This is a genomic window from Ramlibacter albus (assembly GCF_014297445.1).
In the GTDB taxonomy this organism is placed as follows: domain Bacteria; phylum Pseudomonadota; class Gammaproteobacteria; order Burkholderiales; family Burkholderiaceae_C; genus Ramlibacter; species Ramlibacter albus.
The window spans coordinates 104878-128280 of sequence record NZ_JACORU010000005.1 but is presented as its reverse complement, the minus strand read 5'-3'; the positions used below and the strand labels follow the sequence as shown (position 1 = coordinate 128280).

Below are 23403 nucleotides of genomic sequence, written 5' to 3'. Positions count from 1 at the left end.
CCATGGCCCGCAACACCACCGTCCCGGCGGACCTCTCCGCCCCGCCCATCACTTCCATCCTCGCGAAGTTCGTCTCCGGCCACGCCTCGCGCGGCTGGAGCGACGCGGTGGACCACGAAGCCCACCGCACCTTCTACAACTGGCTGGGCTGCGCCGTCGGCGCGGCGAAACACGAAGCCGCCGACGCCGCGATCGCCGCGGTGCAGATGCTGCAGCCCGCGCCCCAAGCCACGGTGCTCGGCCGCGCCGAGAAGGTGGACATGGCGAGCGCCGCGCTCGTCAACGGCATCACGTCGCACACCTTCGATTTCGACGACACGCACCTGAAGACCATCATCCACCCGGCGGGCCCCGTGGCCTCGGCGGTGCTCGCGCTCGCCGAGAAGAACGGCATGGGCGGCCGCGAAGTGATCGACGCGGTGGTCCTGGGCATCGACGTGGCCTGCCGCATCGGCAACACGATGTACCCGGACCACTACGACCGCGGCTGGCACATCACGGGTTCGACCGGCATGCTGGGCGCCGCCGCCGGTTGCGCGCGCCTGTTGCGCCTGGACGAGCAGAAGACGCAGATGGCGCTGGGCATCGCGGCGTCGCAGCCCGTCGGCCTGCGCGAGCAGTTCGGCACGATGACGAAGCCCTTCCACCCCGGCGGTGCGGCGCGTGCCGGGTTGATGTCCGCGCTGCTCGCCAGCCGCGGCTTCACCGCGAGCCCGCGTGCCATCGAAGCGCCGCGTGGTTTCGTGCAGGTGGCATCGGACAAGCGCGCGTGGAACGAAGTGACCGACGAGCTCGGCCAGCGCTTCGAGATCTCGTTCAATACCTACAAGCCGTTTGCCTGCGGCATCGTCATCCACCCGAGCATCGACGCCTGCGTGCAGCTGAAGGACAAGGGCGTCACTCCCGAGCAGGTGGAGAGGATCGAGCTGCGCGTGCACTCGCTCGTGCTGGAGCTCACCGGCAAGAAGGAGCCGAAGGACGGCCTGCAGGGCAAGTTCAGCGTGTACCACGGGTGCGCGGCGGGGCTGATCTACGGGCGTGCGGGCGAGGAGGAGTTCTCCGACCACGTGGTGAATGACCCGCGTGTGGTGGAGACGCGCAACAAGGTGGTTGCCACGGTGGATGACTCCATCGACGAAGCGTCGGTGCACGTTGCCGCGCTGTTGAAGGACGGCCGCCGCATCGAAGTGCACGTGGAGCACGCCATCGGGTCGCTGCAGAACCCGCTTTCCGACAAACAGCTCGAAGGCAAGTTCAACCAGCTCGTGGTGCCCGTGCTCGGCGACGCGAAGGCGCGCGAAATCACGGCAGCGTGCTGGGAGCTCGGCGCGATGGCCGACGTGCGCAAACTCACGGCCCTGTGCCGCCCTTGAGTGAAAACATGACACAAGCATTGAAGATCGGCATCCTCAACGGCGACGACATCGGCCACGAGATCGTGCCCGCCTCCGTCGCCATCGCCAAGGCCGCGGCGGAAGTCCACGGCGTGGCCATCGACTGGAAGCCGCTGCCCATCGGCGCCAAGGCGCTCGAGACGCACGGCCACACGCTGCCGCCGGAAACGATGGAGACGCTCAGGACACTGGACGGCTGGATCCTCGGCCCCATCGGCCACCGCGCGTACCCGAAGGCGCCCAACGCGATCAACCCGCACCCGATCCTGCGCAAGCAATTCAACCTCTTCGCCAACGTGCGCCCCACGCGCTCGTACCCGGACATCGGCTGCCTGCACGACAACGTGGACCTCGTGATCGTGCGCGAGAACAACGAGGGCTTCCAGCCCGACCGCAACATGCTGGTCGGCAACGCGGAGTTCCGCCCCAACGACGAAGTGACGCTGTCGATGCGCGTCATCACGCGCACGGGCAGCCGCAACGTGGCGCGTGCCGCTTTCGAGCTGGCGCGGCAGCGCCGCAAGCACCTGACCTACGTCCACAAGGACACGGTGTTCAAGCTCGGCTGCGGCATGTTCGTCGAGGAGTGCAAGAAGCTCGCGCCCGAGTACCCCGACGTGCTGCTCGACGACGTGATCGTGGACACCATGGCGATGCGCCTCGTGCGCGACCCGCAGTCGTTCGACGTGGTGGTCACCACCAACATGTTCGGCGACATCCTGTCCGACCTGGCGGCGGGCCTCGTGGGCGGCCTCGGCATGGCGCCGGGCCTGTGCATCGGCGACGGCGGCGTCGCGATGGCCCAGGCCACGCACGGCTCCGCGCCGGACATCGCCGGCAAGGGCATTGCCAACCCGTACGCGATGATCGAATCGACGCGCATGATGTTCGAGTGGCTGGGCCACAGCCGCAACAACCCGCGCGCCGTGAAGATGGCGCAGGCCATGTCGAAAGCCACGACGGCCGCCCTCGGTGACGCGAACGTCCGCACCGGCGACATCCGCGGCAAGGGCAACACGGCAACCTTCACGCAGGCCATACTGCAGCACCTGAAAGGCTGAGACTCGCCCTATGCCGACCACCTACACCTCCACCACCGAACGCGTCGAAACCTGGCTGGATGGCAGCACGCTGCACATCCGCTTCAACAACCCGGCGAAGCACAACGCGCTGTCGGTGGACATGTGGGAGGCGGTGCCGCCGCTGCTCGACGCGGCGCGCGAGGACGAGCGCGTGCGGCTGGTGGTGTTCTCCGGGGCGGGGACCAAGGCGTTCGTTTCCGGCGCGGACATTTCGCAGTTCGAGGACATGCGCGCCGCGAAGGAAGCGGTGAAGCACTACGAGGCGATGGCCGAGAAGACGCTCACGGGCATCCACGACTTCCCGAAGCCGACGCTGGCCTGCATCCGCGGCTATTGCATCGGAGGCGGCGTGAACGTGGCCATCGCGTGCGACCTGCGCATCGCGTCGAGCGATTCGGTGTTCTCGATTCCGGCCGCGCGCCTGGGGCTTGGGTATCGCTATTCGGCGATGAAGAACCTCGTGGACCTCGTGGGCCCCGGCACCGCGAAGGACCTGTTCTTCACCGCGCGGCGCATCGGTGCGGACGAAGCGAAGTCGATCGGGCTGATCACGCGTGTGGCGCCCACCGACGGGCTCGACGCGCTGCTGGCCGAGTACACGACGAGCATCGGCGAGAACGCGCCGCTGACGATCGAGACCGCCAAGTACATCACGCGTGAGGTGCTCAGGGCCTCGCCCGAGATCGACCTGGAGCAGTGTACGGCCCGCATCCGCGGCTGCTTCGAGAGCGCGGACTACACCGAGGGCCGCACGGCTTTCATGGAAAAGCGCAAACCAGTCTTCAAGGGGAAATGAGCATGCAGTCCTACTGGATGACGATCGACGACAACGGCTCGACCATCGAGCTGCGCGACTCCCCGACGCCGCAGCCGGGCCCCGGCCAGCTGCTCGTTCGCATGCGCGCGGCTTCACTGAACCGCGGCGAGTTCGTCGCGGGGCATGGGCTGCACGGCAAGCCGGGGACCTGGAAGGCCATCGGCGGCGAAGGCTCGGGCGAGGTGGTCGCCGTCGGCGAAGGCGTCACCGGCTGGAAGCCCGGCGACGAGGTGATGGGCCGCTGCGCGGGCGCGTTCTCCGAGTACGCGGTGATGGAAGCGGCCGAGGCCATCGCCAAGCCGGAGTCATTGTCGTGGGAAGAAGCTGCGAGCATCCCCCTTACCTTCCTCGTCGCGTTCGACATGCTCGTGCTGCAAGGCAAGCTCAAAGCCGGCGAGTGGCTGTTGATCAACGGTGTGTCGTCGGGCGTCGGCGTGGCCTCACTGCAGCTCGGCAAGGTGCTGGGCGCGAACGTGATCGGCACCTCCGGCTCCGCTGCCAAGCTCGAAGCGCTCAAGCCGCTCGGGCTCGACGTCGCGATCGCCACACGGCACCCGGTGTTCGCCGCGAAGGTGATGGAAGCGACGCAGCAGCATGGCGCGGACCTCGTGATCAATGCCGTCGGCGGCTCCGTGTTCGCCGAGAACATCCGCTGCATGGCGTTCGAGGGCCGGCTCGCAACGGTCGGCTATGTCGACGGCGTGCTGCATGCCGACCTCGACCTCGAGGCGCTGCACGCGAAGCGCCTCGCCGTCTTCGGCGTGTCGAACAAGCTGCGCACGAAGCAGCAGCGGTCCGCGTCCATCCCTCGCTTCGTCGAGGAAGTGATGCCGCATTTCGCATCCGGCCGCATCAAGCCGCAGCTGGACCAGGTGGTCGAGTTCGGCCAGCTCGTCGAAGCCAAGCGCCGCATGGAAGAAGGCGCGCATACTGGGAAGATCGCATTGCGCATACAAGCCTGAGGAGACAAGGCAATGAAGTTCGCCAAGCTGCTGTTCGCTTTGGTTGCTGCTCTCGCTCTCGGCGCGCATGCGCAAACATACCCGGTCAAGCCGATCCGCGTGATCGTCGGCTTCGCGCCCGCGGGCGCAGCCGACTACGTCGCCCGCTCGATGAGCGAGTCATTCTCCAAGGCGCTCGGCCAGCCCGTCGTCGTGGAGAACAGGCCCGGCAACGGCTCGAGCATCGCCGCCGATTTCGTCGCCAAGTCCGCGCCGGACGGCTACACACTGCTCATCGCCAGCCCGAGCAGCATCTCCGTCAACCCTGCGCTCAACCCGAAGCTGGGTTACCAGCCGAAGGACCTGCTGCCCATCACGCAGATCACGACGTCACCGCTCGTGCTGGCCGTCAACCCGAACACCGGCTTCAAGAGCGTGCAGGACATCGTCGCCGCCGCGAAGAAGGAGCCCGGCAAGTTGAATGTGGCCCATGCCGGCAACGGCTCCGCGCCGCACCTCGGCGCGGCCCTGTTCACGCAGATCACGGGGGCGCAGTTCACGAGCGTGCCCTATCGCGGTGGCGCGCTCGCCATCCAGTCCGTGATGGCGGGCGACACACAGCTGACCTTCGGCACCTCGCCTTCCGTGCTGCCGCATGCCGGGCCCACCGGCCGCCTGCGTGCCATCGCCGTGAGCACACGCGAGCGCTCGCCCCTCGTGCCCGACCTGCCCGGCATGCGCGAGGCGGGCCTGCCCGAGTACAACCTCGAGTTCTGGTACGGCATGTTCGCGCCCGCCGGCACGCCGCCGGCGGTGGTGAAGAAGATCTACGACGCCACGATCTCGGCGATGCAGCAGCCTTCCGTGAAGGCTGCTTTGGCGCGAGAAGGCACCGAGGTATCGATCTCCGCATCACCCGAGGCGTTCGGCAAGTTCCTCGTCGAGGACGAGAAGTTCTGGGTGAACCTCGTCAAGAGCGCGAACGTGAAGGCCGAATAGGCCGGGCCCGGCCCGGTTAGCGGCCGTCGTGATCCGAATCGCCCGGGATCGCGCGCTCGGCGGCATTGCTCACGCGCTCCCAGGCGTCGCGCGCCGCGGGGCGGGCATGCTCCCATTCGAGCGAGGAGCTGCCTCGCGCACGGCTCCAGTCACGACTGAGCTCCGGCTCGACGTCGTCGAACGACCGATCCGGGTTGCGGTTGAACGATTCCACGCCGGCACGATAAGCCGGTTGGTACTGGTCGAAGCCGACGTCCTTCTGCGCATACGGCCGGGTCTTGTGGTTCTCGCGCCAGTAGCTGTCCTCGATGGCTGGGTCGGCCTTCTTGCCCGCGATGGCACCCGCCACCGCCCCGACCGCGGCGCCAATGGCGGCGCCCACGGGCCCGGTCACTCCACCGGCAAGCGCACCGGCAGTTGCCCCGCCGATCACGCCACCCGCAGCCGCGCCTGCGACCGCACCGCCACCAACCTTCTTGTCTTCTTTGCTCATTTCATGTTCCTTTCGTAGAGGGGACACCATACCGGCGCCGCATCCCTGAAGCAGCTAGGAGAACGCCGCCGGCGCTGTAGGCCTCCCGCCTACAAAGGTGCATCCCGGAACGCCATCTGCTTTCGACCCGGGAGTGGACAACCACTGCGACAGCCCAAGCCCTCGCCCCGACAGCGCTTTGGGCGACCCGCCGCTGCGCGCGCGGCCGACGCGCGGGCGCGACGCGCGCCGGATGCGCGCGGTGTCAGTGCACACGAGCATCGGTCATGGCAAGAGAGATCGATCCCGCGAGGCGCCTGCAGAGGCTGCTGCTCATGAGCGCTCAGGCCCGGCAGGGGCAGCGAGGTTCGATCGAGCCTTCGGCCGCCGCGCCGCGGGGGCTGCCCGACGTCAAAGGCTGGGCCGGGCAAAGCGCGCCATCCGCGGGCGGGATGTCCGCGGATGGGGGTGCCGAAGACCCGGTCACTAGCGAGAGGGGCGACGAGAAGACTTCACCTGCTTAGCTTGCGTCAGCTTCTGGGCCCGAAGCAGACGATATCCCCCGGCAGTCCGCAACACCTAAACACAGCGCGCATCCACGCGATTCACCAACGCAGCATCGCCCCCGCCACGATGTCGGTTTGATCCAGAGTCGTCATGTGGCCGGAGACCTCGACGGTCACCAGTTCCGCGTCGGGCAGGAGGGCTGCCATTTCCTCGCTCATGGCGAGAGGTGTCACCTGGTCTTCGCGCCCGTATAGCACCAACGCCGGGACCTTGAGATCCTTCAGCAGCGCGCGGCTGTCCACGCGGTCCATGGCTGCCTGCTGCTGCCTGGCAAATCCTTCGCGTCCCACGGACGCCGCCATGTCGGCCAGCAGCGAGAGAAGCTCCTGCCTCTTCGGCGTCCGCACCCGCGCCTACGCGGCGACGCGAACTGAAGCGCCGCTTCGGCGCGGGCCCCGCGTCGCAGGCGCACAATCCCCCGATGGCCATCATCGTCACGTCCTCGCGCCGCCGCCTCGCAATGGCCGTGATGCTGGCCCTGGCGGTGCTCGGCAGCGTCATCCGCGCTCAAGCGCCCAACCCGTCCGCGCTGCGCGACTTCGGCACGCTGCTGCTGGTGATGTGGCTGCCGGCGGTGGGCAACCTGGTGGCCTATGTCGTCAGCAAGATCCCGCGGCGCCAGCCACCGCCAACCACGTTCGCGCCGGGCGCGCCGTTCACGGCCCACTTGCTTGCACGCATCGAAGCCGAGGTGTTGCCCGAGGGATGGGCGCAGCGGCTCGACGCGCAGGAGCAGCGCTGCACGATCGTCGTGGGGCCACGCGGTTTCACGGTCCGGTCGCAAGAGCCCGTCGCGCTGTGGCTGAAGGATCCACCACCGACGCTGGCGCTCGAATGCCTGGTCCCTTCGGCGGCGTTGCATGAGCTGGTCCCGGGCACGGCGTTCAAGCTCGCGGCCGGCTCGACGGTGGTCGCCCGGGGCGTGGTCGCCGAAGCAGCGCCACTTCACCGCGTCAACAGTTCCACGTACGGCTGATAGCTGTACACGCGATTCGACCGCTGCCCGGTCGACCCCACGGCAGAATCACGCAATGTCCCTCCCACGATTGACGCGCGCCGAAGCCGAAGCGCTGGCACGCGAACACGTCAACAGCGCCCCCTGCCCGAGCTGCAAGCCCTTCACCAGCCCCGGCTGGGAAGCGTTTCCCACCACGGTCGACGAGTCCTTGCTGCGGCCCGTCGGCGCGCTGTGGCTGCCCGGCGATGACGAGCCGACGCTCGAGGAGGCGCCGCGCCCCGTCGGGGTCGACAGCTGGTCGCCCCTGGCGCCCATCTCGTTTGCGCACCATCCCTGCAACCGTTGCGAGGTGTGGGCTTGCGTGCGCTGCGGCCTGCCCTTCCTGCGCTATACCGAGTACGGCGGGTACTACGTGCAACCGCGCATCCGCCAACTGCAGGCCGGCCGCATGGTGCCCGGCAGCTCAGGGTAAGCAGGGGTGGCGGGCGCCTACTTCACCCCGTAGCTGCGATACAGCCGCTCCACCGTCCCCGACGCCGTGAGCTTGCGAACGATGCTGTCGTCGGCAAGCTCGTCCACCTTCACCGAAAGCACCCGCGGGTCCGTCATCCCGATCACGCGCTGCGTGATGCGCATCGCTTCGAGCGACGGGTAGAGCTCGCGGTTGGAACGGGCCAGCAAGCTGCGATAAGCCGTGTCCACGGCCGCAGGCGTCGACAGGTTCATGCGTCTTGCAATCGTCTCGCGCACGACCTGCTCGTTCTGCGGTGCCAGTGCGAATGCGAACCCCTCCACCAGCGCGGTGACGATGCGCTCCACCACGTCCGGCCGCTCGCGCAGGAACTGCGTCGTCACGACGAGGGCGCTCTGCACCCCCATGACGTTCGCCGCTTCCAGGTCGAGCAGCAGCGTGAAGCCCTTCGCCCGGAAAGCCGCGGCCCGGCCGGGCTCCATGACGATCGCATCGACGCGGCCCGCTTCGAGGGCTTCGGCCTGCTGCTGCGCGCCGCCGACGTCCACGAACGTGATGCCGTCGCGCGAAGGGTCGAGCCCGAAGTGGCGCAGCGCGAGGTTGGCGTTGATCCAGGCACCGGCACCGAAGGTGGCGGTTCCGATGCGCTTGCCGCGCAGCGCGTCGGGTGTCTTGATCGCAGGCGCGGCGATCAGCTGCGAGTTCACCCGCGTGTTGTCCACGGGCAGCAGCACCTTCAGGTCCTTGCCTTCCGCAACGCCGAGCATCGCAGCGGGGATGCCGACCACGCCGACCGGCACCTCGGGGCCGAGCCGCCGCCATGCGCCCTCCAGGATGTTCAGGTCGGCATCGATGCCATGCTTGGCGAACAGGCCGTGATCCTTCGCAACCCATAGCGGCGCGTAGGACGAGTTGACGATCAGGCTCACCATCGGAACCCTCGTCTGCGCAAGGGCGCCCGTGCCTCCCAGCAGCGCGACCGTAGCAAGCACGACCAGAAAGCGAACGACACGCGGCATGACGGACTCCTTGCTGCCAGCGAGCGCCAAAGTAGCACAGATCAGCCCCGAACGATTGCGCCCCGGCGCAGCCCGCAGTAAGGTCGCGGCGTTGTACCGGAGGAAATCCATGGACCTCTCCACGATCGGCGTGGCCCTGTGCGTCGGCGGCGGTGTCGGCGCGCTCGCGGCCTGGTGGCGCGGCAGGTCCTTCACAGGGTGGGCACTCGGGACCGCCGCTGTCGCGCTGTTTTCTCCGGCGCTGGCGGCAGTGGCCGGGATCGTCGCGGTCGCCATGCTGCCCGGCGACGAGGACGAGAACAAGAAGCAGAGGGACAGCGGTTTTTCGTTCTCGGGTTTCGGAGACGATTAGCAACCATGAACTCCCCCACCCACGAATTCCACGCCGCCCGCGACCTGCTGTTCGAGCTGCGCGAGCAACCCGTCGCCGCCGTTGAACGCTTCCGCTGGCCGCGCCTGCGGCAGTTCAACTGGGCGTTGGACCACTTCGACGCCATCTCGCAAGGCAACGACGCCACCGCCCTGTGGATCGTGGAAGCGGACGGGCGCGAGTACCGCGCCTCGTTCGCGCAGCTGTCCGCGCGCTCGTCGCAGGTGGCCAACTTCCTGCGCGCGCAGGGCGTGGCACGCGGCGACCGCATCCTGCTCATGCTGGGCAACGAGCCCGCGCTGTGGGAATGCGCGCTGGCGGCCATGAAGCTCGGCGCTGTCGTCATCCCCGCGACGTCGCTGCTCACGCCGGACGACCTGCGCGACCGCCTGGACCGCGGCAACGTGCGCCACGTGATCGCGGGTGCGGCCAACGCGAGCAAGTTCGAGGGCCTCGCGGGCGAGTACCGCCGCATCGTGGTGGGCGGTGCGCACGCGGGCTGGGTGGACTACGCGGCCAGCAACACCGCTCCAACCGACTTCCGCCCCGACGCACCGACCGCCGCGACCGACCCGCTGCTGCTCTACTTCACCTCCGGCACCACGTCCAAGCCGAAGCTCGTACTGCACACGCACGAGAGCTACCCGGTGGGCCACCTCTCCACCATGTTCTGGCTGGGGCTGCGGCCGGACGACGTGCACCTGAACATCTCGTCGCCGGGCTGGGCCAAGCACGCGTGGAGCTGCTTCTTCGCGCCGTGGAATGCGGGCTGCTGCGTGTTCATCCACAACACGCCGCGCTTCAATGCGCAGGCGCTGCTGCAGACGCTGGAGCGCTGCCGCGTGACGAGCCTGTGCGCGCCGCCTACCGTGTGGCGCATGCTGATCCAGGAAGACCTCGGCGCGTGGCGCAACCGCCTCGCGCTGCGCAGCGTCGCCGGCGCCGGCGAGCCGCTCAACCCCGAGATCATCGAGCAGGTGCGCGCGGCCTGGGGGCTTACGTTGCGCGACGGCTATGGGCAGACGGAGACGACCGCGCAGGTGGGCAACTCACCGGGGCTGCCGCTGAAGCCGGGGTCGATGGGGCTGCCCCTGCCCGGCTACCGCATCGTGCTGCTGGATGTGGATGGCCACGAAGCGCAGGAAGGCGAGGTGTGCATCGACCTCAAGGAGCGCCCGGTCGGCCTGATGGTCGGCTATCTCGACAGCGAAGAGAAAACCGCCGACGCGACGCGCGGCGGCTTCTATCACACCGGCAATACGGCCGCGCGCGACGCGGACGGCTACCTCACCTTCGTGGGCCGTGCCGACGACGTGTTCAAGGCGTCCGATTACCGCATCAGCCCCTTCGAGCTGGAAAGCGTGCTGATGGAGCACGACGACGTCGCGGAGGTGGCGATCGTGCCGAGCCCCGACCCCGTGCGGCTGGCCGTGCCGAAGGCGTACGTCACGCTGAAGGCGGGACGCACGGCCGGGGCGGAAGTGGCGCTGAGCATCCTCGCGTTCGCGCGCCAGCGGCTCGCTCCCTACAAGCGTGTGCGGCGCATCGAGTTCGTCGTCGAGCTGCCCAAGACGATCTCCGGCAAGATCCGCCGCGTGCAGCTGCGCGCGCAGGAGGTGTCGCGCGGCGGTGCCACGCCCGCAGGCGGGCTGGCGTTCGCGGAAGAGGATTTCCCGGGGCTGCGCGGGGATGGTTGAGCCTGCAAGCGCGGGGGCGAGCCCCAGGTCGAAGGCCCCGCCGCCGCAGCGCCGCGCTCCCCGCCGACCGAAGCTTTCCGACCGTACCTACAGCCGGGCCGCCGGCGCCGCGTTACGTTGCTCCAACGTCCCTATGGAGCCTGCCTCATGCGCCACCACGCCATGATCCTGCGCGCCCTCGCGCTGGTGATGCCCCTCAGCCTTGCGGCTGTTGCACCGCCCGCGCACGCGGCCTCGCAGAAAAGCAAATCGCACGCCACCACCGCGAAGAACTCCGCGGCCGCCGCAACGGCTGTGGTACCCGCGCCTTTCCCCGCCGATGCGATGCAGCACATCCAGCAGCTCAACGGCACCGCGGCGCCGGGCGAACTCGCGCCGGGCGCCAAAGGGCCCGACGTGATCCGCGCTCAGGTCATGCTGGACCGCGCGTGGTTTTCCGTCGGCGAGATCGACGGCAACTTCGGCAGCAACATGAAGAAGGCGCTCGCAGCGTTCCAGGCGGCGAACAACCTGCCCGCCACCGGCAAGGTGGATGCGGCGACGTGGCAGGCCCTGGGGCAGCAGGCGCCCGCGTTCGCCACGTACGTTCTCACGGAGAAGGACGTCGCCGGGCCTTACGTGACCATCCCCAAGGACGACCCCGAGGCGCAGTCGCGGATGCAGTCGCTCGGCTACGAGAGCCTCGAGGAAGCCGTCAGCGAGCGTTTCCACATGAGCCCCAAGCTGTTCACCGCCTTGAACAAGGGCCGGCCGATGCAGGCGGGCCAGGCCGTGGTCGTCACCGATGTCGGCCGCGCCGCCAGCATGTCGAAAGCGGCGTCGCTGCGCATCAGCAAGTCCGAGCAGATGCTTTACGTGCTGGGCGCCGACGGCCGCGTCATGGGCGCCATGCCCATCACGATCGGCGGGCGGGAATTCGAGCTGCCCGAAGGCACGCTGCAGGTCACCGCGCAGGCGCCCAACCCCGACTTCAGCTACGACCCGGCGCTGCTGCGCCACCCGAAGACCGACAAGAAGGTGAAGCTGCCCCCGGGCCCGAACAGCCCGGTGGGCGTGATGTGGCTGGCGCTCAGCAAGGAGCACACCGGCATCCACGGCACCGCCGAACCTTCGCAGATGTCCCGCGCGGAAAGCAGCGGCTGCGTGCGCCTGACCAACTGGGACGTGGTGCGGCTGTCGAGCGTTGCCAACAAGGGGATGAACGTGGAGGTGCGGGCATGATCGGCTGGCGCATTCCCTTCGTCGTCGCCGTGGCGGCGCTGGGCCTGCCGGGGTGTGAGGTGCACTTCAAGGAGTCGCCGGGCGCGACCGCGACCTCGTCGGCACCGGCGCCCGCGGCCCCACTGCCGAGCCCGTCGGCGCAGGCCGCCCCAGCTGAGCCCGCGGCATCGGCGGCATCGGCGACCACTGCAGCCACGGCGGCCACTTCGGCGCCCGAAGCCGTCGCCGCGAGCCCGGAGGCGCCCGCTTCGGCTGCCGTGGATGCCGCACCCGCCGCACAGGTCGCCGCAACTGCAGCTGACGGCACTGCCGCGCCTACGGAGTTGGCACTGTTCTTCGAGAAGGCGGCCGCGACGACTGTGGCGGACGCGGCGAAGAAGGATTAACCGACGGATCTCGCGAGGCGTTACGGCCCCCGCAGCTGCATCAGCACCTGGTCGGTGGCGTAGCTGCAGTCCTTGGGCCCGCGCTGGCAGAACCTGCCGATCGGCTCCACGTCCACCGTCACATCGGTCATGCCGGGGCGATGCACGAGGAGCTTGCCATCGGCGAGCTCGTCCACGCGGTAGGACGGATATTCGTAAGTGATCTTCGAGGCCATCAATCGCGGCCAGCTGAACGGCTCGCCGCAGCCGCCGTAAAACACGAGGGCGGCCGGCACGAGGAAGTTGAGGATGGGCCTCATCCGGATTATTCTGCCCCCGGAAAGCGAGGACCACATGAACGACACCCTGGCGGAAGAACTGGCGATCCGGCAGCTCATCGAACGCTGGGCCGTCTGGCGCGATGCCGGCGACTGGGAACGCTTCGCGACCGTCTGGCACCCGGACGGCGTGATGATGGCCACGTGGTTCCAGGGCCCCTACACCGAGTTCATCCGAGTCACCCGCGAGGGCTGGGACAAGGGCGTGAGCATCCTGCACTTCCTCGGCGGCTGCGCCATCGAGGTGAACGGCGAGCGCGCCATCGCCCAGACCAAGATGACGATCTCGCAGCGCGGGCCGGTGGAAGGCGTGCTGTGCGACGTCGTGTGCACGGGCCGCTTCTACGACTTCCTCGTCAAGGTGGACGGCGCGTGGAAGCTGCTGCACCGCCAGCCGATCTACGAGAAGGACCGGATCGATCCGGTCGATCCCTCGGCGACGCTCAAGCTCGACGCCGCCCGACTCGCTGGCATGCCCGAGGGCTACCGGCACCTCGCGTACATCCAGACGGGGATCGGCTACCAGGTGAAGATGGACATGCCGATGCTCAAGGGCGAACGGGTGCAGGAACTCTACGCGCGCGGCGCGCGCTGGCTCGCCGGCACGCCGCTCGAACGCTGACCTCCCACGGAAGGTCGAGGGCCGCGCCTCACGTCAGCCGCCCATCCACCGGCACCAGCCGCGGCGGCAGCTCGCGCACGCCCAGGGCGTCCAGCACGCTCGCTTCGATCTCGCGGCACAGCGCGTCCAGCGGCAGGTGGTTGTCCGCGGTGCCGAAGGGCTCCTCGATCTCGTCGCCCAGCGCCGCCAGGCCGAAGAACGTGTACGCGACGATCACGACCACGAACGGCGTCATCGCGCCCACGGTGTCCACCAGCCCGAAGGGCAGCAGCAGGCAGTACAGCCACGCCGTGCGGTGCAGCAGCAACGTGTACGCGAAAGGGATCGGCGTGCGCTGGATCCGCTCGCAGCCGGCCGCGACCGCGCCCATGGCGGTGAGCGAGTCGTCGATGTTCGCGGCCAGCGGTGCTTGCAAGTGCCCGGCCCGCACCAGGCTGCCGAGGTCCAGCGCCATGCGCCGCAGCAGGTAGTCGCTGCCGCGCGCCGCCGTGGCGCCGGCCGCCGCTTCATCGGCCGGCAGCAGGCGGCGCAAGTCGGCGGCTGCGTCGGTGCCGCGGAGTTCGTGGCGCAGCGTCGATGCGAACGCGATCGCGCGCAGCATGATGGCGCGGCGCACGTCCGCGCCATCGTCGGGCGCGGCCGGTGACGCCAGCGTGGTGAGCGACTGCAACTGGCGCGCCAGCGCGCGCGACCGGTAGACCAGGTCGCCCCACAGCTTGCGCGCTTCCCAGTAGCGGTCGTAGGCGGCGCTGTTGCGAAAACCGAGGAAGATCGCCAGCGCCAGCCCGATCAACGAGAACGGCGCCGCCGTCAGCGCGACCTTCTCCTCGTACAGGACGCCATGCGTGATGGTCACGACGATCGCGAAAGCCGTGCAGATGGCCAGCTTGCCCACGATGTGCGGCAGCACAGAGCCGCGCAGCGTGAAGATCAGCTGCAAGCCATGGGGCCGGTCACGGACGATCATGGAGTCTCCTGCTTGCGGCGCAACGATAGCACCGGGGCGTCGGCACCGCTTCTGGCGGAGTTGGGCTATACATCGACCGGCATCAAGCACTTTCGTGAGGAGAAGATCGCGTATGAGCACCCAGCAAGAACCGAAGAGCGCGGAACAAGCCACCAGGGATTGGTGGCGCACGTCCATCATCGACATGTCCCCGGGCGTAATCCGCTACCGTGGATACCCCATCGAGCAGTTGATCGGCCGAGTCAACTTCGCGCAGATGGTGTGGCTGATGACCCGAGGCGACCTGCCGACGAAGGCGCAGGGCGAATTGCTGGAAGCCGCCTTGATGGCTGCCGTGGACCACGGGCCGCAAGCCCCGAGCATCGGCATCGCGCGCATGGCGGCCACGTGCGGGGTCGGCCTGAACAACGCGATGGCGTCGGCCGTCAACGTGCTGGGGGACGTGCACGGCGGCGCCGGTGAGCAAGCCGTCGAGATGTACGAGTCGATCGCCGCGCGCGTCGATGCCGGCAGCGATCTCGCGCAGGCGGTGCGGGAGGGGCTGGACGAGGCGATCGAGCTGCGCGGCAAGTTCGTGTCCGGGTTCGGGCACCGCTTCCACCCGGTCGATCCCAGGGCCGCTCGCCTGCTCGAGTTGGTGGACGAAGCAGCGAAGCAAGGCGCCGTCAGCGGACGCTTCGCCCGGATTGCGCGTGCGGTCGAGGATGAACTGGCTGCGCGCAAAGGGGGCCGGCGGATCCCGATGAACATCGACGGCGCCACGGCCGTGATCTATGCGGAGCTTGGTTTCCCGGCGCCGCTGGCGCGAGGCCTCTTCTGCATCTCCCGCTCGGTCGGCATCCTTGCCCATGCGTGGGAGCAGACCCAGCAAGGCGGCCGCAACAAGGGGCCGATCCCCCGGCAATACATCTGGACGTACGACGGCCCGCCGGAGCGACCCGTGCCGGCTGAATAGCCGACCAACCAGCTACTTGGGATAGAGAACCATCTGCGTGCAGCGGAAGAGCGCGAGTGTCTTTCCCGTCTGCTGGTGCTTCACGACGGCATCCCACACCTGCGTGGTCCGGCCCGCATGCACGAGCGTGGCCACGCATTGGACGACACCCTGCGTCGCGGTCCCGAGATGGTTCGACTTCAGTTCGATGGTCGTGAAACCGCTCGCCTCCGGCGGCAGGTTCAGCACGCAGCCGTAGCCGCACGACGTGTCCGCCAGCGTGACCAGCGTGCCCGCGTGGAGGAACCCGTTCGGGGCCATGTGGTGAGCGGCCACCGTGAGCTCCGAATGCATCACCTCGGGCGACACGGAGGTGAAGCGGATCCCGAGGTGCCCGGGCAGTGCGCCTTCGCTCCTCGCATTGAAATAGGCAGCGTCTCTCGTCTCCGGCATTTCGCGTCCTTCGTTTCAGGCGCATGCGCGCCGGCTCGAGTGTGCCTCACCCACGGCCGCCTGACCCGGCGAGTCCTACGCCCGGCCCCACGCCCCGACTACACCCCACGGCCGCGCAGCGCCTAGATTGGATCGCAACAGAAGGAGCGAAACACCATGGCGAAACACACGTCGATGCAGAAGATGCGCAGCGCAGCCAATCACGAGATGGACCGCGCGAAGGGCAGCAAACTCCGCAGCACGCCGGCCGAGCCGCCGGCAGGCCCCAGCGCCAGCACGGGCGGCCGCACGGACCGCAGCCTGCAGCGCAGCAGCGCCAACAGCCGCAGCAGCAACAGCGGCAAGGGCAGCAGCAGCAGCACGCGCAAGAGCGACCGCTGACCCAGCGCGGCTTCGCGCGCTGCTGGTGCACACTCGCGGCATGGATGCAGCAACCACGGCAAAAGCGAAACGCTGGCTCGAATTCAGCGCGCCCGTTGCCGCCGCGCGCGCCACGGGCCGCCCCATCGTCGCGCTCGAGTCGACGATCATCGCGCACGGCATGCCCTGGCCGCAGAACGTGCAGATGGCGCGCGAGGTGGAAGCGGTCATCCGGAACCTTGGTGCCGAGCCCGCGACCATCGCCGTGCTCGGCGGGCGCATCCGCATCGGTCTTGCTGATGAAGAGCTGGAGCTGCTCGGCCGCTCATCCAACGTACTCAAGGTGAGCCGGCGCGACCTGCCCGCCGTGCTGGCGAGCGGCGAGCCCGGCGCCACCACGGTTGCCGGCACGATGATCTGCGCCGCGCTCGCGGGCATCGAGGTGTTCGTCACCGGAGGCATCGGCGGCGTGCATCGCGGCGCGGCCGAAACCTTCGACATCTCGGCGGACCTGCAGGAGCTGGCCCAGACATCGGTGGCGGTCGTTTGCGCAGGTGCGAAGTCCATCCTCGACATCGGCCTCACGCTCGAATACCTGGAGACGCACGGGGTTCCGGTGCTCTCGTGCGGGCAGGACAACTTCGCGGCGTTCTACACGCGCGACAGCGGCTTCCCCGCCGATTACCGGCTCGACGAGCCCGAAGCGCAGGCGCGCTTCATCCGCGCGAAGTGGGACCTGGGGTTGCAAGGCGGCGTGGTCGTGAGCACGCCGGTGCCCGAACAGGATGCGATGCCGCGTGAGGAGATCGATGCGATCACCGATCGAGCGCTGGCGGAGGCAACGCAGCAAGGCATCACCGGCAAGGCCGTCACGCCCTTCCTGCTCTCACGCATCAAGGAGCTGACCGGCGGGCGCAGCCTCGCCGCGAACATCGCGCTCGTCAAGCACAACGCGCAAGTGGGCGCTCGGCTGGCCATCGCACTCGCCGCGACGAAAACCTAGGTCTTGTGGAAGCGCTGCTTCGCCTCGGCGAGGCAGCGGTCGCGGTCCGGCCCCATCATCTCGCAGCGCGCCTTGGCGGCCGCGAACTTGCCGGCGTCCGACAGCGGCTTCTCCGCCTGGCCAGTGCGGCGCTCTTCTTCCTTTTCCTTCAGCGCGTTGAGCTCGCGCACCTTCTCGATCTTGGCGAGCCGGATGGCCGCGTCGCGATCGACGCGTGCCTTGTGCACGCAGGCCTTGCGCGCGTCCGTTTTCGCGTCGCCGCACTTCTTGCGGGCCGTGGCGTACGCGGCCTGCGCGCGGTCGATCTTCGCTTCCATGGCCGCCTCGGCACGCTTCTCGGGCGTGCGCGCGGTGTCCTTGCCGATGGCCAGGCCGCCCGCGGCGGCAAAGGCGCCTGCCAGCGCAAGCGCCACGACCATCCTCCTGCCGGAAATCCATCTGTGCATGCCTCCATGCTGCCGGGCAGGCGGGCCGGGCCGAGCCAGCCGGAGTTGGCGCCGCGCGTCGGAAGAAGACCACAAACACGCGGCGAACGCCTCGGCCTTGCGCCGCCCGGCACGGGCGGCTAGGCTATGGACGAGGAGACGTCGAGGAAGATGAGCGCGCCCCAGGACGACCCGCTGGTCGCGCAGGCCTACGGCCTGCTCGTGGCCACCGCCGACCACCGCGGCGACGCCGCGCTCGACGAGAACGTCCACAAGGTGCTGGCCGTCCTGCGCAGCCGGATGAAGATGGACGTGGTCTTCGTCTCACGTTTCGAAAACGGCCAGCGCATCTTCAAGGCCGTGGATGCCGCGCCGCGCACCGCCGGGCACGTGCGCCCCGGCCATGGCGACCCGCTCGAGGAGAGCTGGTGCCACCGCATCGTCAACGGCCGCCTGCCGCAGTACATCCACGACGCGGCGCCGCTGGTCGAATCGGGTGAGGCGCCCCCGAGCGGCAAGGGCATCGGCACCCACCTGAGCGTGCCGGTGGTGCTGAGCGACGGGCAGGTGTTCGGCACGCTCTGCGCGTTCGCCTTCCACGTCAACGAGGACGTGTCGCTGCAGGACGTGTGGCGGCTGCGCGCGGTGGCGGACCTGATCGCGAAGCGGATCGAGCCGGACAAGGCGTAGCCGCGCCCGGCTCAGAGGGTGCTGACCAGGTGCCCGCCGTCGACGGGCAGGACAGTGCCGGTCATGTACGAGGAAGCATCGGACGCCAGCAGCAGCAGGGGGCCGTCGAGTTCATCGAGCTTCCCGGCACGCTTTTGCGGCACCCGCGAGATGATCGCCTGCCCGGTCGGCGACTGCAGCAGGTCGCGGTTGATGTCGGTGGCGAAGTAGCCCGGCGCGAGCGCGTTGACGCGGATACCGTGCTCGGCCCATTCCAGCGCGAGCGCATGCGTGAGTTGAACGACCGCGGCCTTCGTGGCGGTGTAGGGGGCGACGCCGGCCCGCACGCGCAAGCCGAGGATCGAAGCGATATTGATGAGGCTGCCGCCGACGCCGGCAGCCACCATCGTTTTCGCCGCGGCCCGGGCGACGCGGAAAACGCCGGTGAGGTTGACGTCGATGACGTTGCGCCAGTCGTCGTCCTTCATTTCGATCGCGGGGGCGCGGGCAACGATGCCCGCGTTGTTGACGACGATCGTCGGCACGCCGAGCTCGGCCTTCGCGTGGGCAAAGCCGTCCTCCACGCTGCGCGGATCGGTGACGTCCATGGCGAACGCGCGGACGTCGCCCGGGCGCCCGACCGATTGCGACAGCGCCGCCGCAGCTTGTTGCCCCAATTCGACGCGGCGGCCCACGAGCGCAACGCGCGCGCCCTGCCGTGCCAGGACCTGCGCGAAATGCAGGCCCAGCCCGCCGAAACCGCCTGTGACCAGGGCCGTGCGGCCGGCCAGATCGAAATTCGTCATCTCAATGCCTCCTGATGCAGAGCAGTGATTCTTCTCTTGCGGAGTTTGTCCGAACAAACTAGAGTTTGTCTAGACAAACAGGAAGACCCCCTTGCCCACCGAAGACGCCCGGCCCGTCCTGATCGAAGTCGCGATCAACGGGGCCCGCGACAAGCGCGCCAACCCGCACGTCCCCCTCGCGGAAGAGGAGATCGTGGACTCGATCCTCGCGTGCGTCGAGGCGGGCGCCTCGATCGTGCATGCACATGCGGGCGAAGCCGTCGTCGGCGGCAGCGGCCATCACGGCAGCTCGGCTTACCTGCGCTCGTTTCGCCGGGTGCGCGAATTCCACCCCAGCCTGCTGATGTACCCGACGCTGCCCGGCGGCGGCCCCGGCACGACGATGGCGGCGCGCCTCGGGCACGTGGCCGAGCTCGCGGACGCCGGCTTGTGCGAAATCGTCCCGGTCGACCCCGGCACCATGAACTACGGCCGCATCGACGCGCAAGGCCGCGCGCCCACGCACGACCAGGTCTACCAGACGACGTTTGCCGACGTGGCGTGGGCTTTCGAGTTCTGCCGCGAGCGCGATCTCGCCTGCACGATGTCGCTGTTCGAGCCCGGCTTCGCGCGGCTCGTGCAGGCGCACGCCAATGCAGGCACCTTGCCACGCGCTTGCATCGTCAAGCTCGAGTTCAGCGCCGGCGCCCGCCTCTTCGGCCTCTCCCCGGACGCCGTCGGCCTCGAGGCCTGGCTGCGCCTGTTCGACAGCGAAACGATCCCCTGGATGGTCACGCTGCGCGACGGCAGCCCCGCCGACGGCCTGGCGCAGCTCGCGATCGGGCGCGGCGGCCACGTGCGCGTCGGCATCGAGGATTTCGGCGGCGAGCGCACGCCGCGCAACGAGGAACTGGTGGCCGAGATCGCACGCATCGCCCGTGCGAGCGGCCGCCGCGTCGCGACACCGCAAGAGGCCCTGGGCCTCATCACCCGCACCCAAGGAGACAAGGCATGACATCGAAGTTGACCCGCCGCCGCATCATCGCCGCCGCGGTATTAGGCGCGTTCGCGGCCGGTGCGCAGGCGCAGGCGCCGTGGCCCAGCCAGCCCGTGAAGATCATCGTGCCCTTCCCGGCCGGCGGCTCGACGGACCTCACCGCGCGCGACGTGGCGCAGGCGCTCACGGCGAAGTTCGGCCAACCCTTCGTGGTGGAGAACCGCCCCGGCGCGGGCAGCACCGTGGGCACCGCGGCGGTGGCGAAAGCGCCCGCCGACGGCTACACCTTCCTGGTCACCAGCAGCCACTTCTCGATCGTGCCGGGCCTGTACCCCAAGCTGCCCTACGACCCGAAGGAACTGCGCGGTGTCTCGCTGCTCGTCAACCTGCCGGTGATCCTGGTGGCCACGCCCTCGCTGCCCGTGAAGAACGTGAAGGAGCTCATCGAGTACGCGAAGAAGAATCCCTCGAAGGTGGCCTTCGGCTCCTCCGGCGCCGGTGGCGTGAACCACCTGAGCGGCGAGCTGTTCAACTCGCTCGCGGGCACGAAGCTGGAGCACATTCCGTACAAGGGCACGGCCCCCGCGATGCAGGACCTGATCGGCGGCCACGTGCAGCTGATGTTCGATGCGATCTCCACCTCGCTGCCCAACATCCGCGCCGGGCTGATCAAGCCGATCGCGTGGACGGGCGCGACGCGCTCGCCCGTGCTGCAGGACCTGCCGACGATCGCCGAGGCCGGTGTACCGGGTTACGCGTCCACGTCATGGCTCGCGATGTTCGCGCCCGCGGGCACCCCCAATGACATCGTCCGCAAGGTCAGCGACGAGATCAAGGTGGCGCTGAACCGCCCGGAGCTGAAGGACAAGCAGGTGAAGCTGGGTATCAACGTCATCGCCTCCACGCCGGAGGAGCTGGACGCCACCGTGCGCAGCGAAACCGCGCAGTGGACGGACCTGATCCGCAAGATCGGCGTCAAGGCCGATTGATGGCGAAACCGGTCATCATCGAGGCGCGGCTGAACGAGTGGTCGCTGCGGCAGAAGAACCCGCACGTGCCTTGGTCACCGCGGGAGATCGCCGAGGACGCCTACGCCTGCTGGAAAGCGGGCGCGGCCATCGTGCACTTCCATGTGCGCAACGGCGACGGCTCGCCCGCGCACGACGTGGGTTTGTACGCGGAGGCCATCCGCCTGATCCGCGAGCGCTGCGACGTGCTGATCCATCCGACGATGGCGGGCGTCGTGACGCCGGACGCAGCGACACGCATCGCCCCTCTCGCGCGGCTGTGCGAGGACGAGGCGACGAGGCCCGACTTCGCGCCGCTCGACATGGGCAGCACCAACCTCGACCAGTTCGATGCCGCGCGCGGCGACTTCACCACGCAGGCGAAGACGTACGTGAACACCGTCGGGACGCTCAAGCAGCTGGCCGGCGAAGTGCAGCGGCTCGGCCTGAAGGAGCTGATGTGCATCTGGACCGTCCCGTGCCTGCGCACGGTGGACACCTTCGTGCAGGCGGGCTGGGTCCGCGACGACCCGGCGCTGCTGTGCCTTGTCCTCACCGAGGGCGGCATCCTCGGCGGCCACCCCGGCACGGTGGACGGCCTGGATTCGCTCCTGCGCTTCCTGCCGCAGCGAAGGCTCGAATGGTCGGTGTGCTGCCGCGAAGGCAACCTCGTCGACGTGGCCGCGGCGGCCATCGAGCGCGGCGGCCATGTCTCGACGGGCATCGGCGACTACGCCTATGCCGAACTTGGCTGCCCCACGAACGCACAGCTCGTGCAGCTGACCGCCGAACAGGCGCTGGCCGGCCGCCGCCGCGCGGCCACCGTTGCCGAGACGCGCGCCCTGCTCGGAATGACACCCTGAAGAAACGAGAGAAGCATGAAACAGAGAACCAACCTCGTGAAGCAAAAGCGTGAGCGGGGCGAGTCGCCGCTGGGCGTGATCATCCAGACCGGCAGCCCGGACAACGTCGAGATGGCCGGGGTGGCCGGCCTCGACTTCGTCGTGCTCGATTGCGAGCACGGCTCCCTCGCCTTCGACCGGGTGACGGAGATGCTGCGGGCCGCCGACGGCGTCGGCATCACGCCCTTCGTGCGCATCCCCGACCACACGCCGCACCACGTGCTGCGCGCGCTCGACGCGGGCGCCATGGGCGTGATCGTGCCGAACGTGAAGACAGCCGATGAGGCGCGCGCCATCACCCGCGCCGCGAAGTACCTCGACGACAGCGGCCACGGCGCGCGGGGCTCCTGCCCCAGCACCCGCGCCAACTGGCACCTCGCGCGCGACTGGCCCGCTTTCGCGAAGTGGTCCAACGAGAACACGCAGGTCTGGCTGCTGATCGAGGATTTCGAGGGCGTGCAGAACATCGATGCGATCCTCGACGTACCCGGCATCTCCGCCATCGTCCCCGGGCCCTTCGACCTCGCGCAGGCGATGGGCCACAAGGCGGACATGGCGCACCCCGAAGTGGTCGCCGCGTTGCGGCGCATCGTGGGTGCGGCATCGAAGCGGGGCATCGACAGCGTGGCCGTGCTGCTCGCGACCGACTCCGAGGGCCTGCGAAAGGAAGCCGCCTTCTGGCGCGAGATGGGCGTCACCATCTTCTGGATCGGCGGCGACCGCCGGATGATGAGCCTGGCCATGGAGCGCCGGCGGGCCGACGTGGCGGCCAGCCTTAACATCGCGTGATGCAGGAGAACGGGACTACCAACGGCCACCAGCCCCAGCACGCACGAATCGCCGCCACCCTGATGTCGCGCATCGCGTCGGGCGCGTACCCCGTCGGCGGCCTCCTGCCCACGGAGCACCAGCTCAGCGAGGAGTTCCAGCGCAGCCGCCAGACGATCCGCGAGGCGCTGCGCCACCTCACCCAACTGAAGCTGGTGGAGCGCCAGCCGGGCGTCGGTACGCGCGTCGTGCAGCAGGCACCGAAGGCGCACTTCGCGTATTCGATCAACTCCTTGTCCGAACTCGCGGAATACGCGCACGAAGCGAAGCTGCGAATCTCCGGCATCCGCAAGATCGTCGTCACCGGCGAACAGGCGGCGCTGCTGGAATGCACCGACGGTTCGGGCTGGCACCACATCCAGGGTGTGCGCCATCGCCGCTCCGACGGTGTGCCGCTCGGCGTGACCGAGATCTACCTGCGCGACTGGTACCCCGGCGTGCAGGAGCACCTGCTGCAGCTCGATGGCGCCACGCACGTGATGCTGGCGCGCGAATACGGCGTGGAGATCGACGAGATCCGGCAGGACGCGCGGGCGACGCTGCTCACGCAGGCCGAAGCCGGGTTGCTTTCCGCCAGCGAAGGCGGGCCGGGCATGGAAGTGGTGCGTCGGTACTACCTGGCCGATGGAAGCCTGATCCTGTCCGGGCGGATCGTGTACCCGGCCGAGAGATTCAGCCTCTCGATGAGGTTCAGGAAATCAGCGCCTGGGTGACACGGGCCCGCCTGGAGCGAGCCGCC

At 68.9% G+C, this 23403-nt stretch carries 29 protein-coding genes; 21 read left to right on the top strand and 8 right to left on the bottom strand.

Annotation, left to right across the window (positions count from 1 at the left end; translation table 11 throughout):
• Positions 1–2 precede the first annotated feature (2 nt).
• From H8R02_RS14755 to H8R02_RS14735, 5 genes are read left to right on the top strand one after another with little or no spacing between them, the layout of a single operon-like run.
• Positions 3–1373, top strand: a complete 1371-nt coding sequence (locus H8R02_RS14755) for an MmgE/PrpD family protein (RefSeq protein WP_187082202.1) — start codon at positions 3–5, stop codon at positions 1371–1373.
• A gap of 8 nt (positions 1374–1381) precedes the next feature.
• Positions 1382–2455, top strand: coding sequence for an isocitrate/isopropylmalate dehydrogenase family protein (locus H8R02_RS14750; RefSeq protein WP_187082201.1), 1074 nt, complete (start codon positions 1382–1384; stop codon positions 2453–2455).
• Between the two features lie 10 nt (positions 2456–2465).
• Positions 2466–3272, top strand: coding sequence for an enoyl-CoA hydratase (locus tag H8R02_RS14745; RefSeq protein ID WP_187082200.1), 807 nt, complete (start codon positions 2466–2468; stop codon positions 3270–3272).
• Positions 3269–4255, top strand: coding sequence for a quinone oxidoreductase family protein (locus H8R02_RS14740; protein WP_255429358.1), 987 nt, complete (start codon positions 3269–3271; stop codon positions 4253–4255). Before H8R02_RS14745 ends, H8R02_RS14740 begins: the two co-directional genes overlap by 4 nt.
• Before the next feature lie 12 nt (positions 4256–4267).
• Positions 4268–5233 (top strand): Bug family tripartite tricarboxylate transporter substrate binding protein, encoded by a 966-nt coding sequence (locus tag H8R02_RS14735; protein ID WP_187082199.1) that lies wholly within the window; start codon positions 4268–4270, stop codon positions 5231–5233.
• Between the two features lie 16 nt (positions 5234–5249).
• On the opposite strand, the gene H8R02_RS14730 is transcribed toward H8R02_RS14735, so the two are convergent.
• Both H8R02_RS14730 and H8R02_RS14725 read right to left on the bottom strand, forming a co-directional pair.
• A complete protein-coding gene (locus H8R02_RS14730; protein ID WP_255429357.1) occupies positions 5250–5726 on the bottom strand; it encodes a hypothetical protein in 477 nt (158 codons plus the stop codon).
• Positions 5727–6310: 584 nt separating this feature from the next.
• Positions 6311–6523, bottom strand: a complete 213-nt coding sequence (locus H8R02_RS14725) for an alpha/beta fold hydrolase (RefSeq protein ID WP_187082197.1) — start codon at positions 6521–6523, stop codon at positions 6311–6313.
• A gap of 170 nt (positions 6524–6693) precedes the next feature.
• On the opposite strand from H8R02_RS14725, the gene H8R02_RS14720 reads away from it, so the two are divergent.
• Both H8R02_RS14720 and H8R02_RS14715 read left to right on the top strand, forming a co-directional pair.
• Positions 6694–7248 (top strand): hypothetical protein, encoded by a 555-nt coding sequence (locus H8R02_RS14720; protein WP_187082196.1) that lies wholly within the window; start codon positions 6694–6696, stop codon positions 7246–7248.
• 55 nt (positions 7249–7303) lie between these two features.
• Positions 7304–7702 (top strand): hypothetical protein, encoded by a 399-nt coding sequence (locus H8R02_RS14715; protein ID WP_187082195.1) that lies wholly within the window; start codon positions 7304–7306, stop codon positions 7700–7702.
• Positions 7703–7719: 17 nt separating this feature from the next.
• Here H8R02_RS14715 and H8R02_RS14710 read toward each other — a convergent pair whose 3' ends face one another.
• Positions 7720–8721 carry an ABC transporter substrate-binding protein gene (locus tag H8R02_RS14710; protein WP_187082194.1) on the bottom strand — a complete coding sequence of 334 codons (1002 nt, stop codon included), beginning with the start codon at positions 8719–8721 and terminating at the stop codon, positions 7720–7722.
• Positions 8722–8830: 109 nt separating this feature from the next.
• Here H8R02_RS14710 and H8R02_RS14705 point away from each other — a divergent pair, with 109 nt between their 5' ends.
• The 4 genes from H8R02_RS14705 (at position 8831) to H8R02_RS14690 (ending at position 12395) form a co-directional block, all read left to right on the top strand.
• Positions 8831–9073: a hypothetical protein gene (locus tag H8R02_RS14705; RefSeq protein ID WP_187082193.1), complete on the top strand. Its 243-nt coding sequence runs from the start codon at positions 8831–8833 to the stop codon at positions 9071–9073.
• A 5-nt stretch (positions 9074–9078) separates the two neighbouring features.
• A complete protein-coding gene (locus H8R02_RS14700) occupies positions 9079–10788 on the top strand; it encodes an AMP-binding protein (protein ID WP_187082192.1) in 1710 nt (569 codons plus the stop codon).
• Between the two features lie 147 nt (positions 10789–10935).
• Entirely contained in the window at positions 10936–12009 is a 1074-nt protein-coding gene (locus tag H8R02_RS14695; protein ID WP_187082191.1) for a L,D-transpeptidase family protein, read from the top strand.
• Positions 12006–12395: a hypothetical protein gene (locus tag H8R02_RS14690; protein WP_187082190.1), complete on the top strand. Its 390-nt coding sequence runs from the start codon at positions 12006–12008 to the stop codon at positions 12393–12395. The genes H8R02_RS14695 and H8R02_RS14690 overlap by 4 nt, the downstream gene beginning before the upstream one ends.
• 20 nt (positions 12396–12415) lie before the next feature.
• Here the strand turns inward: H8R02_RS14690 and H8R02_RS14685 are convergent, their stop codons facing one another.
• The gene (locus H8R02_RS14685; protein WP_187082189.1) at positions 12416–12694 is read right to left on the bottom strand and encodes a hypothetical protein; all 279 of its coding nucleotides are present in this window, start codon (positions 12692–12694) and stop codon (positions 12416–12418) included.
• Between the two features lie 34 nt (positions 12695–12728).
• Here H8R02_RS14685 and H8R02_RS14680 point away from each other — a divergent pair, with 34 nt between their 5' ends.
• Positions 12729–13334, top strand: coding sequence for a nuclear transport factor 2 family protein (locus H8R02_RS14680; RefSeq protein ID WP_187082188.1), 606 nt, complete (start codon positions 12729–12731; stop codon positions 13332–13334).
• 28 nt (positions 13335–13362) lie between these two features.
• On the opposite strand, the gene H8R02_RS14675 is transcribed toward H8R02_RS14680, so the two are convergent.
• Entirely contained in the window at positions 13363–14301 is a 939-nt protein-coding gene (locus tag H8R02_RS14675; RefSeq protein ID WP_187082187.1) for a bestrophin family protein, read from the bottom strand.
• 112 nt (positions 14302–14413) lie between these two features.
• Here H8R02_RS14675 and H8R02_RS14670 point away from each other — a divergent pair, with 112 nt between their 5' ends.
• Positions 14414–15256, top strand: coding sequence for a citryl-CoA lyase (locus H8R02_RS14670; protein WP_187082186.1), 843 nt, complete (start codon positions 14414–14416; stop codon positions 15254–15256).
• Between the two features lie 12 nt (positions 15257–15268).
• Here H8R02_RS14670 and H8R02_RS14665 read toward each other — a convergent pair whose 3' ends face one another.
• Positions 15269–15688 carry a PaaI family thioesterase gene (locus H8R02_RS14665; protein WP_187082185.1) on the bottom strand — a complete coding sequence of 140 codons (420 nt, stop codon included), beginning with the start codon at positions 15686–15688 and terminating at the stop codon, positions 15269–15271.
• 156 nt (positions 15689–15844) lie between these two features.
• Here H8R02_RS14665 and H8R02_RS14660 point away from each other — a divergent pair, with 156 nt between their 5' ends.
• A complete protein-coding gene (locus H8R02_RS14660) occupies positions 15845–16069 on the top strand; it encodes a hypothetical protein (protein ID WP_187082184.1) in 225 nt (74 codons plus the stop codon).
• A 40-nt stretch (positions 16070–16109) separates the two neighbouring features.
• Positions 16110–17051: a pseudouridine-5'-phosphate glycosidase gene (locus H8R02_RS14655; RefSeq protein ID WP_187082183.1), complete on the top strand. Its 942-nt coding sequence runs from the start codon at positions 16110–16112 to the stop codon at positions 17049–17051.
• On the opposite strand, the gene H8R02_RS14650 is transcribed toward H8R02_RS14655, so the two are convergent.
• Positions 17048–17497, bottom strand: a complete 450-nt coding sequence (locus H8R02_RS14650; protein WP_187082182.1) for a hypothetical protein — start codon at positions 17495–17497, stop codon at positions 17048–17050. The two genes, H8R02_RS14655 and H8R02_RS14650, sit on opposite strands and share 4 nt — an antisense overlap.
• Before the next feature lie 150 nt (positions 17498–17647).
• Between H8R02_RS14650 and H8R02_RS14645 the strand changes: the two genes are divergently transcribed.
• Positions 17648–18166, top strand: coding sequence for a GAF domain-containing protein (locus H8R02_RS14645; RefSeq protein ID WP_187082181.1), 519 nt, complete (start codon positions 17648–17650; stop codon positions 18164–18166).
• 11 nt (positions 18167–18177) lie between these two features.
• Here H8R02_RS14645 and H8R02_RS14640 read toward each other — a convergent pair whose 3' ends face one another.
• The gene (locus tag H8R02_RS14640; protein ID WP_187082180.1) at positions 18178–18951 is read right to left on the bottom strand and encodes an SDR family NAD(P)-dependent oxidoreductase; all 774 of its coding nucleotides are present in this window, start codon (positions 18949–18951) and stop codon (positions 18178–18180) included.
• 91 nt (positions 18952–19042) lie between these two features.
• On the opposite strand from H8R02_RS14640, the gene H8R02_RS14635 reads away from it, so the two are divergent.
• From H8R02_RS14635 to H8R02_RS14615, 5 genes are read left to right on the top strand one after another with little or no spacing between them, the layout of a single operon-like run.
• Positions 19043–19945, top strand: coding sequence for a beta-keto acid cleavage family enzyme (locus tag H8R02_RS14635; protein WP_187082179.1), 903 nt, complete (start codon positions 19043–19045; stop codon positions 19943–19945).
• The gene (locus H8R02_RS14630; RefSeq protein ID WP_187082178.1) at positions 19942–20916 is read left to right on the top strand and encodes a tripartite tricarboxylate transporter substrate binding protein; all 975 of its coding nucleotides are present in this window, start codon (positions 19942–19944) and stop codon (positions 20914–20916) included. The genes H8R02_RS14635 and H8R02_RS14630 overlap by 4 nt, the downstream gene beginning before the upstream one ends.
• Positions 20916–21797, top strand: coding sequence for a beta-keto acid cleavage family enzyme (locus H8R02_RS14625; RefSeq protein ID WP_187082177.1), 882 nt, complete (start codon positions 20916–20918; stop codon positions 21795–21797). The genes H8R02_RS14630 and H8R02_RS14625 overlap by 1 nt, the downstream gene beginning before the upstream one ends.
• Positions 21798–21812: 15 nt before the next feature.
• Positions 21813–22625, top strand: a complete 813-nt coding sequence (locus H8R02_RS14620; RefSeq protein ID WP_187082176.1) for an HpcH/HpaI aldolase family protein — start codon at positions 21813–21815, stop codon at positions 22623–22625.
• Positions 22625–23377, top strand: coding sequence for a GntR family transcriptional regulator (locus tag H8R02_RS14615; protein ID WP_187082175.1), 753 nt, complete (start codon positions 22625–22627; stop codon positions 23375–23377). The genes H8R02_RS14620 and H8R02_RS14615 overlap by 1 nt, the downstream gene beginning before the upstream one ends.
• Positions 23378–23403 lie beyond the last annotated feature (26 nt).